This is a genomic window from Bacteroides sp. AM07-18, assembly GCF_003602695.1.
Lineage (GTDB): Bacteria > Bacteroidota > Bacteroidia > Bacteroidales > Bacteroidaceae > Bacteroides > Bacteroides uniformis.
The window spans coordinates 132,958-149,412 of sequence record NZ_QTLM01000005.1 but is presented as its reverse complement, the minus strand read 5'-3'; the positions used below and the strand labels follow the sequence as shown (position 1 = coordinate 149,412).

Annotated in this window: 7 protein-coding genes; all 7 read left to right on the top strand. The window is 50.7% G+C overall.

The window, feature by feature from the left end:
* Positions 1 to 18 precede the first annotated feature (18 nt).
* The 7 genes from DW096_RS09420 to DW096_RS09390 all read left to right on the top strand — a co-directional run bounded on the left by DW096_RS09420 (position 19) and on the right by DW096_RS09390 (position 16,369).
* Complete coding sequence (locus DW096_RS09420) at positions 19 to 1,587, top strand: DUF3945 domain-containing protein (RefSeq protein ID WP_009037591.1); 1,569 nt, start codon at positions 19 to 21, stop codon at positions 1,585 to 1,587.
* A gap of 61 nt (positions 1,588 to 1,648) precedes the next feature.
* Positions 1,649 to 3,736 (top strand): type IA DNA topoisomerase, encoded by a 2,088-nt coding sequence (locus DW096_RS09415; RefSeq protein ID WP_005790822.1) that lies wholly within the window; start codon positions 1,649 to 1,651, stop codon positions 3,734 to 3,736.
* A gap of 27 nt (positions 3,737 to 3,763) precedes the next feature.
* Positions 3,764 to 4,351 (top strand): DUF1896 domain-containing protein, encoded by a 588-nt coding sequence (locus DW096_RS09410; RefSeq protein WP_004291461.1) that lies wholly within the window; start codon positions 3,764 to 3,766, stop codon positions 4,349 to 4,351.
* A complete protein-coding gene (locus DW096_RS09405) occupies positions 4,341 to 10,154 on the top strand; it encodes an N-6 DNA methylase (protein ID WP_007482790.1) in 5,814 nt (1,937 codons plus the stop codon). Before DW096_RS09410 ends, DW096_RS09405 begins: the two co-directional genes overlap by 11 nt.
* Before the next feature lie 656 nt (positions 10,155 to 10,810).
* Positions 10,811 to 12,736 carry a tetracycline resistance ribosomal protection protein Tet(Q) gene (gene tet(Q), locus DW096_RS09400; protein WP_118931252.1) on the top strand — a complete coding sequence of 642 codons (1,926 nt, stop codon included), beginning with the start codon at positions 10,811 to 10,813 and terminating at the stop codon, positions 12,734 to 12,736.
* Positions 12,736 to 15,054, top strand: coding sequence for an ATP-binding protein (locus DW096_RS09395; protein ID WP_004348456.1), 2,319 nt, complete (start codon positions 12,736 to 12,738; stop codon positions 15,052 to 15,054). Before tet(Q) ends, DW096_RS09395 begins: the two co-directional genes overlap by 1 nt.
* Positions 15,047 to 16,369 (top strand): sigma-54 dependent transcriptional regulator, encoded by a 1,323-nt coding sequence (locus DW096_RS09390; RefSeq protein ID WP_004293870.1) that lies wholly within the window; start codon positions 15,047 to 15,049, stop codon positions 16,367 to 16,369. Before DW096_RS09395 ends, DW096_RS09390 begins: the two co-directional genes overlap by 8 nt.
* The last annotated feature ends 86 nt before the right edge of the window (positions 16,370 to 16,455 follow it).

Here is a 16,455-nt window from a genome sequence, read left to right as displayed (position 1 = left end):
CATTAAAACATTTTTCAAATGGCAAAGAAAAAAGACGAAAAGGACGTGCTGGTAGTCCGTGATGAGAAGACGGGCGAGATCAGCGTGGTAGCCGGGCTGAATGCAGACGGCACACCCAAGCGTACCCCTGCGAAAGCTGAGAACGCGCAGAGTTTCCTGCAATTCGACCGACACGGCGACGTGCTGGACAACTTCTTCAAGAACTTCTTCCGGCAGTGCAAGGAACCCAGCCGCTTCGGTTTCTACCGCATCGCGGCAGACCAAGTGGATTCCATGCTTGGCGTGATGAAAGACCTGCTTCAGCATCCGTACCAGAACAAACAAATCCTTGCACCGCACAAAATCGACACCTTCCCTTATCAACAGCAGGTGCAGGAAGAGATGGCGGCACAAAAGACAGAGAAACAAGAACCTCAAAAACAGGAAAACATGGAACAACAGAAAGAACAGCAGGAAAGCCCGCAACAGACGCAGGGCAGACAGGGCTACCAACCCATCAACGAGAGCAAAATCAACTGGCAGGAGCTGGAGGACAGATGGGGCGTGAAGCGTGACGACCTTGAAAAGTCCGGAGACCTTACGAAGATGCTCCACTACGGCAAGTCCGACTTGGTAAAGGTCAAGCCCACCTTCGGCGGCGAATCATTCGAGCTGGACGCCCGCCTCTCCTTCAAGAAGGACGGTGAGGGAAATGTCAGCCTCGTGCCGCACTTCATCCGCAAGGAGCAGAAGTTAGATGAGTACAAGGAACACAAATTCTCCGACGATGACCGGAAGAACCTGCGCGAAACGGGCAACCTCGGCAGGGTCGTGGACATTGAGGACAGGGAAACGGGCGAAATCATCCCCTCCTACATCAGCATCGACCGCAAGACGAATGAAATCACGGACATTCCGGCAAACAAGGTGCGCATCCCGGAGCGCATCGGCAAGACGGAAATCACCAAACAGGAGCAGGACATGCTCCGCGCCGGACTGCCCGTGCGCGACAAGCTCATCGAGCGCAACGACGGCAGGAAGTTCGTCACCACCCTTCAAGTGAACGTGGAGCAGCGCGGCGTGGAGTTCGTGCCGGGAACCGGAAGGTCGCCCCGTACCGCACAGACGCAGGAAGCCAAAGGTGACACCTCGAAAAGTCAGGCGCAAGGCGGGGAAAATGCCGCACAGACCAAGAAGGAGCAACGCCGCAACACGTGGATGAACGAGGACGGCAGCATCCGCCCCATCAGCAAATGGAGCGGCGTGAACTTCACCGACAAGCAGAAAGCCGACTACGTGGCGGGTAAAGCCGTGAAACTGGAGAACGTGACCGACAAGCAGGGCTTCCATGCCACGATGTATATCAAGTTCAACCCGGAGAAGGGCCGCCCGTACCGCTACGAAACGAACCCCGACAACGCCCAGCAGGTCGCCCCGTCCAACGAGAGCCGCACACAGGTGGCGGTGAACAACGAGGGCAAAACCAACGAGGCGACAAAGAACCTGAAAGAGCCTTTGCAGAAAGGTCAGACCGCCCCGAAGGACGACCGCCAGCAACAGCAGCAGGAGAAGCCGAAAAAGAAGAACAACAAAGGCATGAAAATGTAATCCCGTGTCCGCCACTGAATCCAAAATAAAATCCAAAGTATCAACAAAAAAGCAAGAAAACATGAAGACAATCATTGCAGAAAAGCCCTCCGTGGCACGTGAAATCGCCCGCATCGTGGGCGCGACAAAGAGAGAGGAAGGATATTTCGAGGGAGGCGGCTATGCCGTGACATGGGCATTCGGACACCTCGTTCAGCTTGCCATGCCCGACGGCTACGGCGTGCGCGGATTTGTCCGTGACAACCTCCCGATTATTCCCGACACATTCACGCTCGTCCCCCGTCAGGTCAGGACGGAGAAAGGTTACAAGCCCGACAGCGGCGTGGTGTCGCAGATAAAAGTCATCAAAAGACTGTTCGACACAAGCGAACATATCATCGTGGCGACCGATGCCGGACGCGAGGGAGAGCTTATCTTCCGCTACCTCTACCACTATACGGGTTGCACCACTCCTTTCGTGCGCCTGTGGATCAGCTCTCTCACCGACAAAGCTATCCGTGAGGGACTGCGGAAACTCGAAGACGGCAGCAAATACGACAACCTCTACCTCGCCGCCAAAGCGCGGAGCGAATCCGACTGGCTCGTGGGCATCAACGGCACACAGGCGTTATCCATCGCCGCCGGACACGGCACGTATTCCGTGGGGCGGGTGCAGACACCAACGTTGGCTATGGTATGTGAACGCTACTGGGAGAACCGCCGCTTTACGTCCGAAGCATTCTGGCTGCTCCATATCGCAACGGACGGTTGCGACGGCGAAGTCGTGAAATTCTCATCCTCCGAGAAATGGAAAGAGAAAGAACCGGCGATGGAACTATATAATAAGGTAAAGGCGGCAGGTTGCGCCACTGTCACGAAAGCCGAGCGCAAGGAGAAGACGGAGGAAACTCCCTTGCTCTACGACCTGACCACGCTCCAGAAAGAAGCCAACGCCAAGCACGGCTTCACGGCGGAACAGACGCTTGAAATCGCGCAGAAACTCTACGAAAAGAAGTTGATAACCTATCCGAGAACGGGAAGCCGCTACATCCCCGAAGACGTGTTTGCCGAAATTCCCAAACTGCTCGCTTTCATCGGCACACAGCCCGAATGGAAAGACAAGGTGCGGGCAAAAGCCGCCCCGACACGCCGCAGCGTGGACGACGGCAAGGTGACAGACCACCATGCCCTGCTCGTCACGGGTGAGAAACCGCTCTTCCTCTCCAAAGAGGACAATACCATCTATCAGATGATTGCCGGGCGCATGGTCGAGGCATTCTCTGAGAAATGCGTCAAGGATGTGACCACTGTCACGGCGGAATGTGCCGGAGTGGAGTTTACCGTAAAAGGCAGCGTCGTGAAGCAAACCGGATGGCGTGCCGTCTATGGCGAGGAAAAAGAGGAAATTACCATCCCCGGCTGGCAGGAAGGCGACACGCTGACACCGAAAGGCTCGTCCATTACCGAAGGAAAGACCAAACCCAAGCCGCTGCATACCGAAGCCACCCTGCTCTCGGCAATGGAAACGGCGGGCAAGGAAATTGAGGACGACGCACTGCGGCAGGCGATGAAGGACTGTGGCATCGGTACTCCCGCCACACGCGCCTCCATCATCGAAACGCTTTTCAAGCGCGGTTACATGGAACGCTGCAAGAAGTCGCTTGTTCCCACCGAAAAAGGACTTGCCCTCAATTCCGTCGTCAAGACGATGCGCATCGCCGATGTTGCCATGACGGGCGAATGGGAAAAGGAGCTGGCGCGTATCGAGCGCGGGGAACTGTCCGCCGACACCTTCCGCAAGGAGATAGAGGCGTACACACGTGAGATAACCTCCGAACTGCTCTCGTGCGACAAGCTCTTCGGCAGCCGTGACTCCGGCTGCGCGTGTCCCAAGTGTGGCACGGGCAGGATGCGGTTCTACGGCAAGGTGGTACGCTGCGACAACACGGAGTGCGGACTGCCCGTGTTCCGGCTGAAAGCGGGACGCACCCTGTCCGACGATGAAATCAAAGACCTGCTCACCGAAGGGCATACCAAGCTGCTCAAAGGGTTCAAGAGCAAACAGGGCAAGAGTTTCGATGCTGTTGTCGCCTTTGACGGGGAATATAACACGACTTTTGTGTTCCCGGAGGCTAAAAAGGGCAAGAAATTTTCAGGACGGAAGAAATAGTATTAACTTTGCCACTTGTTCAGAGTAATGAATTGTTCTTCGATACCGGATTACACTCATACTTTGGATTTAGTGGTGGCACTCGGAGGGATACCGAGTGCCTTTTTCTTCCTTTTTCCAACCGATTATCCCGTTAATTATCAATCCGCTAAATCCAAAGTAATGAACAACAAGAAGAAAAACGAGGGTCAGACCGACTTTTCCTATTACGGTCTGTACCTGCTGGACTATCTCCGCACGAACAAGTTTGAACAGGCTGACGACACCGCTTTCATACGGGAACGGGCCGACCGTGCCGCCGAAACGTATGAGAGGGCACGGCTTGAAGGCTATCCCGCCGATGGTGCGCAGGAACTGGCGATGGACACGCTGCTGCGCGGGCTGCATTATTCCCGTTACGCCATCCTCCGCGAAGTCGTGGAAAACGAGTTTGCCGATGAAGTGCCGGAAGAGAAGCGTGAAGCCTTTGTCCTGAAACTGCTGCCGCTTGTCGGCAACGTGTTCTCCGTCTATGACCTCTCGGATGACAATTTCGCCCTGTCTTCCGATTACGACCTGCTCTACACGGAGCTGACGGGAGCAACCGTCCTTTACTTAGACGAATATGGCGTTTAACCGCAAACAGAAACTGCGGGACAACATCGAGGCGATACGGACGGCATTCATCCTTGACAGGGAAAACAGGACAGCGACAACCGAAGAGCGTGCCATACTTCAAAGGTACTGCGGTTTCGGCGGTCTGAAATGTATCCTCAACCCTGCAAAGGAACTGACGGATGCCGTCCGGTGGGCGAAATCCGACCTCGAACTGTTCGCCCCGACGGTGGAGCTGCACAGGCTTATCCGTGAGAACAGCAAGGACGAAACAGAGTACAAGCGGTTTGTGGATTCGCTGAAAGCGTCCGTGCTGACCGCTTTCTACACCCCCAAAGAGATAACCGACACCATCGCGGACGTGCTGGCAGATTACAGCGTCCGCCCCGCCCGTATGCTCGAACCGTCGGCAGGTGTCGGCGTGTTCGTGGATTCCATGCTACGGCACAGCCCCAATGCGGATGTGATGGCTTTCGAGAAGGATCTGCTCACGGGTACAATCTTGAGGCATCTCTATCCCGACCAGAAAATGCGCACCTGCGGTTTTGAGAAAATCGAAAGACCGTTCAACAATTATTTCGACTTGGCGGTGTCCAACATTCCGTTCGGTGACATTGCCGTGTTCGACGCGGAGTTTCAGCGGAGCGACTCTTTCGGCAGACGCTCCGCCCAGAAAACCATCCACAACTATTTCTTTCTCAAAGGACTGGATGCCGTGCGTGACGGCGGTATCGTGGCGTTCATCACCTCGCAAGGGGTATTGAATAGCACCAAGACCTCCGTGCGTAACGAGCTGTTCAGTCAGGCCAATCTGGTATCCGCGATACGCCTGCCCAACAACCTGTTCACGGACAACGCGGGGACGGAGGTGGGCAGCGACCTGATTGTCCTGCAAAAGAACCTCAGCAAGAAGGAAATGTCGCAGGACGAGCGGCTGATGACCGTGATACAGACGGACACGAAAACCGACCTGACCGACAACGCCTATTTCATCCACCACCCGGAACGCATCGTGCATACGACGTCGAAACTTGACACTGACCCCTACGGGAAGCCCGCTATGGTTTATCTGCACGAGGGCAAGACCGCAGGTATCGCCGGGGACTTGCGCCGGATGCTCAACGAGGATTTCCATTACAGGCTCGCCATGCGTCTGTATTCGGGAACAATCTGGCAGTCGGGAACGGAAGAAAAGGTTACCGTTCAAAAGGAGGCGGAGCGTCCTGCTATAAAATTGGAAACGGTATCTTCGGCGCAGACGGTGGAAACTCCGACGGAAAAACCGCAACCCGTTGAGGAAAAACCGGAGATAGAGCCACGTCCGAAATATTCTGACGGGGTGCAGCTCTCCTTGCTCGACCTCTGGGGGATGACGGAAGAGGTCAGCCAACCGAAAACCTCCAAAAAGAAAAAGACGGTGAAAAAGGCAGTTACGGCAAAGTCCACTCCGCCCAAACCGAAAGTCACGGTTACACCGACAGCTCCAACTGCAAAACCCGCTATGGAGAATAAGGAGGTGAAAGCGGAGAACACCGCCAAGCCTGCCGACCCGGACGACATCTATGCAAAGCTGGACTGGGAAACCAATCCTCCCATCAACGGCTTCTACGAGATGATGATGGAACTCACGCCGGAGCGCAGGAAGGAACTTCGGGAGCTGGCAAGGCAGCATAATGAAAAACATGAAAACAGAACGGTTGCGACGATCACGCCGGAAGTACCACGTGAACAACCCCGGCAGGAGGAAACACAGCCGGAAGCAGTCGCCGCACCTGCTGTTACCGATGCTCCACCGGAAACGGTGGCTACTTCCCTTTTTCCCGACATCGAACCGGAAAAGCCGAAGGAGGAAGTCGCGGACCTTACGCCGCGTGCCTACCATCGCACGCCGGAGATGCACCTGCGCGAAGGCTCGCTGGTGGCTGACCGGGGGCGTCATAACATCGGCTATCTGAAGGACATCACGCCATACGGGGCTACATTCCAGCCGCTCGACCTGAAAGGATACCAGAAGGAAAAGGCGTTGTTGTATGTGTCGCTGCGTGACGCCTACGAGCGTCTGTACCGTTATGAATCGCTCCGGCGCGAGGCAAATGTTCCGTGGCGAGAGCATCTGAATACCTGTTACGATGAGTTTGTCATGCGCTACGGCAACCTCAACGCCAAGCAGAACGTGAAGTTAGTGATGATGGACGCGGGCGGGCGTGACATCCTTTCGCTGGAACGGGTGGAGAACGGAAAGTTCGTCAAGGCGGACATCTTCGAGCATCCCGTTTCCTTCTCCGTGGAGAGCCATGCCAACGTAGGCTCTCCCGAAGAAGCCCTGTCCGCGTCGCTCAACAAATATGGCACGGTCAATCTCGACTATATGCGGGAGATAACCGACAGCACGGCGGAGGAGTTGCTCACAGCCCTGCAAGGACGCATCTATTACAATCCGCTCGTGACCGGTTACGAAATCAAAGACCGCTTCATAGCCGGGAACGTGATAGAGAAGGCGGAACGCATAGAGGCTTGGATGGGCGAAAACCCCGAAAGTGAGCGTATGCCGGAAGTGAAACAGGCGTTGGAGGCTCTGAAAGATGCCGAACCGCCGCGTATCGCCTTCGAGGATCTGGACTTCAATTTCGGGGAACGCTGGATTCCGACGGGTGTCTATGCCGCCTACATGAGCCGGCTGTTCGACACGGAGGTGAAAATCGCCTATTCCGCAAGCATGGACGAGTTTTCGGTTGCGTGCGGCTACCGCACCATGAAAATCACGGACGAGTTTCTGGTAAAGGGGTATTACCGGAACTATGACGGTATGCACCTCTTGAAACACGCCCTGCACAACACCTGCCCCGACATGATGAAGTCCATCGGCAAGGACGAGCATGGCAACGACATCAAGGTGCGCGACAGCGAGGGCATACAGCTCGCCAACGCCAAGATTGATGAAATCCGCAACGGTTTCTCCGAATGGCTCGAAGAACAGTCGCCGCAGTTCAAGGAACGGCTGACGACAATGTATAACCGCAAGTTCAACTGTTTCGTGCGCCCGAAGTATGACGGCTCGCACCAGACCTTCCCCGACCTCAATCTGAAAGGCTTGGCAAGCCGGGGTATCAAGAGCGTCTATCCCTCGCAGATGGATTGCGTCTGGATGCTGAAACAGAACGGCGGCGGAATTTGCGACCACGAGGTGGGAACCGGCAAGACGCTGATAATGTGCATCGCCGCGCATGAGATGAAGCGTCTGAAATTGGCACATAAGCCGATGATTATCGGGCTGAAAGCCAACGTTGCGGAGATTGCCGCCACCTATCAGGCGGCATATCCCAACGCACGTATTCTGTACGCTTCGGAGAAGGACTTTTCGACCGCCAACCGTGTGCGCTTCTTCAATAATATAAAGAACAACGACTACGATTGTGTCATCATGTCGCACGACCAGTTCGGCAAGATACCGCAGTCGCCGGAGTTGCAGCAGCGCATCCTGCAAGCGGAGCTTGACACGGTGGAGGAAAACCTCGAAGTGCTGCGGCAGCAGGGAAAGAACGTGTCGCGGGCTATGCTGAAAGGTCTGGAGAAGCGCAAACACAACCTTGAAGCGAAGCTGGAGAAGGTGGAACATGCCATAAAGTCACGCACGGACGACGTGGTGGATTTCAAGCAGATGGGCATCGACCACATCTTCATAGATGAGAGCCACCAGTTCAAAAATCTGACGTTCAACACGCGCCATGACCGTGTGGCGGGACTGGGCAACAGCGAGGGAAGCCAGAAGGCACTGAACATGCTCTTTGCCATACGCACCATACAGGAGCGCACGGGCAGAGACTTGGGAGCGACCTTCCTTTCGGGTACTACCATCAGCAACTCGCTGACGGAGTTGTATCTGCTGTTCAAGTATTTGCGTCCGAAGGAGCTGGAACGGCAGGACATCCGATGTTTCGACGCTTGGGCGGCGATATTCGCCAAGAAGACGACGGATTTTGAATTTAACGTGACGAACAACGTGGTTCAAAAGGAGCGTTTCCGCTACTTCATCAAGGTGCCGGAACTTGCCGCCTTCTATAATGAAATCACGGACTACCGCACGGCAGAGGACGTGGGCGTAGATCGTCCCAACAAGAATGAGATACTGCACCACATACCGCCCACGCCGGAGCAGGAGGACTTCATACAGAAGCTGATGCAGTTCGCCAAGACTGGCGATGCCACACTTCTGGGCAGGCTGCCGCTTTCGGAAACGGAGGAAAAGGCGAAGATGCTTATCGCCACCGACTACGCCCGCAAGATGGCACTCGACATGCGCATGATAGACCCGCATTATGAAGACCACCCCGATAACAAGGCGAGCCACTGTGCCAAGATGATCGCGGAGTATTACCAAAAATACGACGCGCAGAAAGGCACGCAGTTCGTTTTCTCGGACTTGGGGACATATCAGCCGGGCGACGGGTGGAACGTCTATTCGGAAATCAAGCGCAAGCTGACGGAGGATTACGGCATACCGCCAAGCGAGGTGCGCTTCATTCAGGAGTGCAAGACCGACAAGGCTCGGAAGGCGGTGATAGACGCCATGAATGCCGGAACGGTGCGTGTTCTGTTCGGCTCCACCTCCATGCTCGGAACGGGTGTGAACGCACAGAAAAGGTGTGTGGCAATTCATCATCTCGATACGCCGTGGCGACCGTCCGACCTGCAACAGCGTGACGGACGCGGAGTTAGAGCCGGAAACGAAATTGCCAAGCATTTCGCCGGGAACAACGTGGACGTAATCATCTACGCGGTGGAGAAGTCACTGGACAGCTACAAGTTCAACCTCCTGCACTGCAAGCAGACTTTCATCAGCCAGCTCAAAAGCGGTGCTATGGGGGCGCGTACCATCGACGAGGGGGCAGTGGACGAGAAATCGGGCATGAACTTTTCGGAATATATGGCGTTGCTATCCGGCAACACCGACCTGCTGGACAAGGCGAAACTTGAAAAGCGCATCGCCTCGCTCGAAGGGGAACGCAAGTCGTTTAACAAGGGCAAGCGTGATTCGGAGTTCAAGTTAGAGTCGAAGACGGGCGAGTTGCGTAACAACACGGCTTTCATAGATGCCATGACGGAGGACTGGAACCGCTTCCTTTCGGTGGCGCAGACCGACAGGGAGGGCAACCGCCTTAATATAATAAAGGTGGACGGTGTGGATTCCGCCGATGAGAAGGTTATCGGAAAGCGTTTGCAGGAGATAGCGAAAAACGCCACTACGGGCGGGCTTTACACACAGGTCGGAGAACTGTACGGTTTTCCGATAAAGGTGGTGAGCGAGAGGATACTCAAAGAGGGATTGGAGTTTACCGACAACCGCTTCGTGGTAGAGGGGAACTACAAGTACACCTATAACAACGGACATCTGGCAATGGCTGATCCGATGGCTGCCGCCCGAAACTTCCTGAACGCGATGGAGAGGATACCCTCCATTATCGACCAGTACAAGGCGAAGAACGAGGTGCTGGAGAGGGAGATACCGCAGTTGCAGGAGATAGCGGGCAAGGTGTGGAAGAAGGAGGACGAGCTGAAGCAGCTGAAATCCGAACTTGCCGCCCTTGACCGAAAAATACAGCTGGAACTTGCGCCGCCCACGCCCGAAGTCGCCGAAAAGGAGAAAGAAGGGCAACAGGTCAAGCCGGAAGCGGAAGATGTGAGGAACAGGCAGGCGCAATATCCCGAAAATGCACCGCCGCAGATACGCAGTCCGGCGGATAGTATCGTTGCCAACCATGTCATAATCGGGCGTCCGGGACTGTATGCCAAGGAGGAAACCCGGTTCAAAGGATTGAAAATATAACCTTAGGAATTTTATCTGAAGTATTAATAAGGGCTATCCCAAAAGGTCTAAAAGTAAATTTTATCCTTTCTGCAAGTATCTGTAGGATGGCAACTGCATTTTTTTCTTTTTGGGCAGCCCTTATTAAAATTTATTCTTATTTTAGGTTATATACATTCATGTCCATTTATGTAAAAAATCCTGCTGACCTTGTTTATGTCTTGTCAGTCACCATTTGCAAAACCATATTTGACCCTCAAAGAGGCTGAATTTGATAAGCAACTTGCTACATACTCATAATAAGGAGCTAAATAGAACACGAATGGGAAATACTCAAATGCCAAACTAAAGAAGATATTGGCCAAAATAAACGCTATACCGAGAGAGAAACTTGATTTTTCAACTTCCTAAAACAGTGTTGTTCAAACATTTCTACTTATTTGTACTTACCAGTTGAACCTACGTTTCCCTAATAAAATGTCTATGGTAAAAAGTTAAAAAATCCTCCTACTTTTGTTAGATATATTTTTTTGTGTAATTTTGTAATCGTTATGCGGCAGTAATAATATACATATTAATACGAGTTAGGAATCCTGTAGTTCTCATATGCTACGAGGAGGTATTAAAAGGTGCGTTTCGACAATGCATCTATTGTAGTATATTATTGCTTAATCCAAATGAATATTATAAATTTAGGAATTCTTGCTCACATTGATGCAGGAAAAACTTCCGTAACCGAGAATCTGCTGTTTGCCAGTGGAGCAACGGAAAAGTGCGGCTGTGTGGATAATGGTGACACCATAACGGACTCTATGGATATAGAGAAACGTAGAGGAATTACTGTTCGGGCTTCTACGACATCTATTATCTGGAATGGTGTGAAATGCAATATCATTGACACTCCGGGACACATGGATTTTATTGCGGAAGTGGAGCGGACATTCAAAATGCTTGATGGAGCAGTCCTCATCTTATCCGCAAAGGAAGGCATACAAGCGCAGACAAAGTTGCTGTTCAATACTTTACAGAAGCTGCAAATCCCGACAATTATATTTATCAATAAGATTGACCGAGCCGGTGTGAATTTGGAGCGTTTGTATCTGGATATAAAAGCAAATCTGTCTCAAGATGTCCTGTTTATGCAAAATGTTGTCGATGGATCGGTTTATCCGGTTTGCTCCCAAACATATATAAAGGAAGAATACAAAGAATTTGTATGCAACCATGACGACAATATATTAGAACGATATTTGGCGGATAGCGAAATTTCACCGGCTGATTATTGGAATACGATAATCGCTCTTGTGGCAAAAGCCAAAGTCTATCCGGTGCTACATGGATCAGCAATGTTCAATATCGGTATCAATGAGTTGTTGGACGCCATCACTTCTTTTATACTTCCTCCGGCATCGGTCTCAAACAGACTTTCATCTTATCTTTATAAGATAGAGCATGACCCCAAAGGACATAAAAGAAGTTTTCTAAAAATAATTGACGGAAGTCTGAGACTTCGAGACGTTGTAAGAATCAACGATTCGGAAAAATTCATCAAGATTAAAAATCTAAAAACTATCAATCAGGGCAGAGAGATAAATGTTGATGAAGTGGGCGCCAATGATATCGCGATTGTAGAGGATATGGATGATTTTCGAATCGGAAATTATTTAGGTGCTGAACCTTGTTTGATTCAAGGATTATCGCATCAGCATCCCGCTCTCAAATCCTCCGTCCGGCCAGACAGGCCCGAAGAGAGAAGCAAGGTGATATCCGCTCTGAATACATTGTGGATTGAAGACCCGTCTTTGTCCTTTTCCATAAACTCATATAGTGATGAATTGGAAATCTCGTTATATGGTTTAACCCAAAAGGAAATCATACAGACATTGCTGGAAGAACGATTTTCCGTAAAGGTCCATTTTGATGAGATCAAGACTATATACAAAGAACGACCTGTAAAAAAGGTCAATAAGATTATTCAGATCGAAGTGCCGCCCAACCCTTATTGGGCCACAATAGGGCTGACTCTTGAACCCTTACCGTTAGGGACAGGGTTGCAAATCGAAAGTGACATCTCCTATGGTTATCTGAACCATTCTTTTCAAAATGCCGTTTTTGAAGGGATTCGTATGTCTTGCCAATCCGGGTTACATGGATGGGAAGTGACTGATCTGAAAGTAACTTTTACTCAAGCCGAGTATTATAGCCCGGTAAGTACACCTGCTGATTTCAGACAGCTGACCCCTTATGTCTTCAGGCTGGCCTTGCAACAGTCAGGTGTGGACATTCTCGAACCGATGCTCTATTTTGAGTTGCAGATACCCCAAGCGGCAAGTTCCAAAGCTATTACAGATTTGCAAAAAATGATGTCTGAGATTGAAGACATCAGTTGCAATAATGAGTGGTGTCATATTAAAGGGAAAGTTCCATTAAATACAAGTAAAAACTATGCATCAGAAGTAAGTTCATACACTAAGGGCTTAGGCATTTTTATGGTTAAGCCATGCGGGTATCAAATAACAAAAGGCGGTTATTCTGATAATATCCGCATGAACGAAAAAGATAAACTTTTATTCATGTTCCAAAAATCAATGTCATCAAAATAATGGAGCGGTCAGGAAATTTCTATAAGGCAATACAGTTGGGATATATACTTATCTCCATTCTTATCGGATGTATGGCATATAATAGCCTCTATGAATGGCAGGAGATAGAAGCATTAGAACTTGGCAATAAAAAAATAGACGAGCTCCGAAAAGAAATAAACAATATCAATATTCAAATGATAAAATTTTCTCTATTGGGTGAAACAATACTGGAATGGAACGATAAAGATATCGAGCATTACCATGCACGGCGTATGGCAATGGACAGTATGCTTTGCCGTTTCAAGGCCACCTATCCAGCAGAGCGCATCGATAGTGTGCGCAGTCTTTTAGAGGATAAGGAACGACAGATGTTCCAGATAGTCCGGTTAATGGATGAACAACAATCTATTAACAAGAAGATAGCCAATCAAATTCCGGTTATTGTGCAGAAAAGTGTGCAGGAACAGTCCAAAAAGCCAAAACGAAAAGGTTTCTTGAGCATCTTCGGCAAAAAAGAGGGAACGAAGCCAACGACAACAACGACTACGCTCCGTTCATCCAATAGAAACATGGTCAACGAACAGAATGCGCAGAGCCGTCGATTGTCAGAACAAGCCGATAGTCTTGCTGCCCGTAATGCAGAACTTAACAGACAACTGCAAGGATTGATTTGCCAAATCGAAAAGAAGGTGCAATCTGATTTACAAAATAGAGAAAGCGAGATAACAGCCATGCGTAAAAAATCATTTATGCAGATAGGCGGCTTGATGGGATTTGTTCTTTTGCTGTTGGTCATTTCCTATATCATCATACACCGTGATGCAAAGAACATTAAACGATACAAACGCAAGACAACGGATTTGATCGAGCAATTGGAACAGTCCGTGCAACAAAATGAGATACTCATAACCTCCCGAAAGAAAGCGGTATATACTATTACCCATGAGTTGCGTACACCACTGACGGCAATAACCGGCTATACCGAACTTTTGCGGAAAGAATGCAATAGCGGTAATAATGGGCAATATATCCAAAATATACTGCAATCCTCCGACCGTATGCGGGATATGCTCAACACTTTGCTTGACTTCTTCCGCCTGGACAACGGCAAGGAACAGCCCCGTCTGTCACCCTGCCGGATTTCTGCAATCACGCACACACTTGAAACGGAGTTCATGCCTGTTGCCGTGAACAAAGGGTTGTCCTTGTCCGTGAAGACTGGACACGATGCCATTGTATTGACCGACAAAGAGCGAATAATACAAATCGGGAATAACCTGCTGTCAAACGCTGTCAAGTTCACAGAAGAAGGCGGTGTTTCTTTGATTACTGAATATGATAATGGAGTTCTGACACTGGTCATTGAAGATACAGGTACAGGCATGACAGAAGAGGAACAGAAACAAGCGTTCGGTGCGTTTGAACGTCTATCAAATGCCGCTGCAAAGGAGGGTTTCGGGCTTGGGCTTGCCATAATGCGTAATATTGTGTCGATGCTTGGCGGAACAATCCGTTTGGACAGCAAGAAAGGGAAAGGCAGTCGTTTCACAGTTGAAATTTCTATGCAGGAAGCTGAAGAACAGCTTGGATATACAAGCAATACACCTGTTTATCATAACAATAAATTCCATGATGTTGTCGCCATTGACAATGATGAGGTATTACTTCTAATGCTGAAAGAGATGTATTCCCAAGAAGGAATACACTGCGACACTTGCACCGATGCTGCGGCACTGATGGAAATGATACGCCAGAAAGAATACAGCCTGTTGCTGACAGACTTGAATATGCCTGGTATAAACGGTTTCGAATTGCTGGAACTGTTGCGTTCGTCCAACGTGGGCAATTCACCAACAATCCCGGTGGTTGTGGCAACCGCTTCGGGCAGTTGTAACAAAGGGGAACTATTGGCAAAAGGCTTTGCCGGATGCCTGTTCAAGCCGTTCTCCATATCGGAACTGATGGAGGTTTCCGACAGGTGTGCCATAAAAGCGACACCGGACGGGAAACCGGACTTTTCCGCCTTATTGTCCTATGGCAATGAAGCCGTCATGCTGGAAAAGTTGATAACTGAAACAGAAAAGGAAATGCAGGCGGTACGGGATGCAGCAAAAGAAAAAGACCTGCAAAAGCTGGATTCCCTGATCCACCACCTGCGCAGTTCGTGGGAGGTGCTCCGTGCCGACCAACCGCTGAATGTACTTTACGGATTGCTTCGTGGCGATGCTCTCCCGGATGGTGAAGCGTTAAGCCATGCCGTGACTGCTGTGCTGGATAAGGGAGTGGAAATAATACGGTTGGCAGAAGAGGAAAGGAGAAAATACGAAGATGGATAAGACAAAAATAATTGTGGTGGAAGACAACATCGTGTATTGCGAATATGTCTGCAATATGCTGTCACGGGAGGGCTACCGCAATATGAAGGCTTACCACCTCTCAACCGCGAAGAAACATCTGCAACAGGCAACAGATAATGATATCGTGGTTGCCGACCTGCGTCTGCCTGACGGCAGTGGCATAGACCTTTTGTGCTGGATGCGAAAGGAGGGAAAGATGCAGCCCTTCATCATTATGACCGACTACGCCGAAGTTAATACCGCCGTGGAAAGCATGAAACTCGGCTCGATAGACTATATTCCCAAACAGCTTGTGGAGGATAAACTTGTCCCCCTGATCCGTTCCATACTGAAAGAACGTCAGGCAGGACAACGCCGTATGCCTGTATTCGCCCGTGAAGGTTCCGCTTTTCAGAAAATCATGCACCGGATAAGGCTGGTAGCCGCCACCGACATGAGCGTGATGATATTTGGTGAGAACGGCACGGGTAAGGAGCATATTGCCCATCTGTTGCATGACAAGAGCAAACGTGCAGGCAAGCCATTTGTGGCGGTGGACTGCGGTTCACTCTCCAAAGAGCTTGCACCGTCGGCTTTCTTCGGACACGTCAAGGGAGCGTTTACAGGTGCGGACAATGCCAAGAAAGGATATTTCCATGAGGCGGAAGGCGGCACGCTTTTTCTGGACGAGGTAGGAAACCTCGCGTTGGAAACCCAACAGATGTTGCTCCGCGCCATACAGGAGAGGCGGTATCGCCCGGTCGGAGACAAGGCAGACCGGAATTTCAATGTCCGCATCATCGCTGCTACCAATGAAGATTTGGAAGTAGCGGTGAATGAAAAGCGTTTTCGGCAGGATCTTCTGTACCGCCTGCACGACTTCGGGATAACCGTTCCTCCGTTGCGTGACTGTCAGGAAGACATCATGCCGCTGGCAGAGTTCTTCCGTGATATGGCAAACAGAGAGCTGGAGTGTAGCGTGAGCGGGTTCAGTTCCGAAGCACGTAAAGCGTTGCTGACACACGCATGGCCGGGCAACGTGCGGGAACTTCGGCAGAAAGTTATGGGTGCTGTATTGCAGGCGCAGGAAGGTGTTGTCATGAAAGAGCATCTGGAACTTGCCGTGACGAAACCGACCTCTACTGTCAGCTTCGCCTTGCGCAATGACGCGGAGGATAAGGAGCGGATATTGCGTGCGTTGAAACAGGCAAACGGCAACCGGAGTGTCGCCGCAGAACTGCTCGGCATAGGCAGGACAACACTATACAGCAAACTTGAAGAGTATGGACTTAAATATAAATTCAAGCAATCATAGCCCGTAATTCACTGAATTTGGCTATCTTTGCATAACATTTGAGAAAAACGGCGATTGGCAGGAGCTTTTCGCCGCCAACATATAGG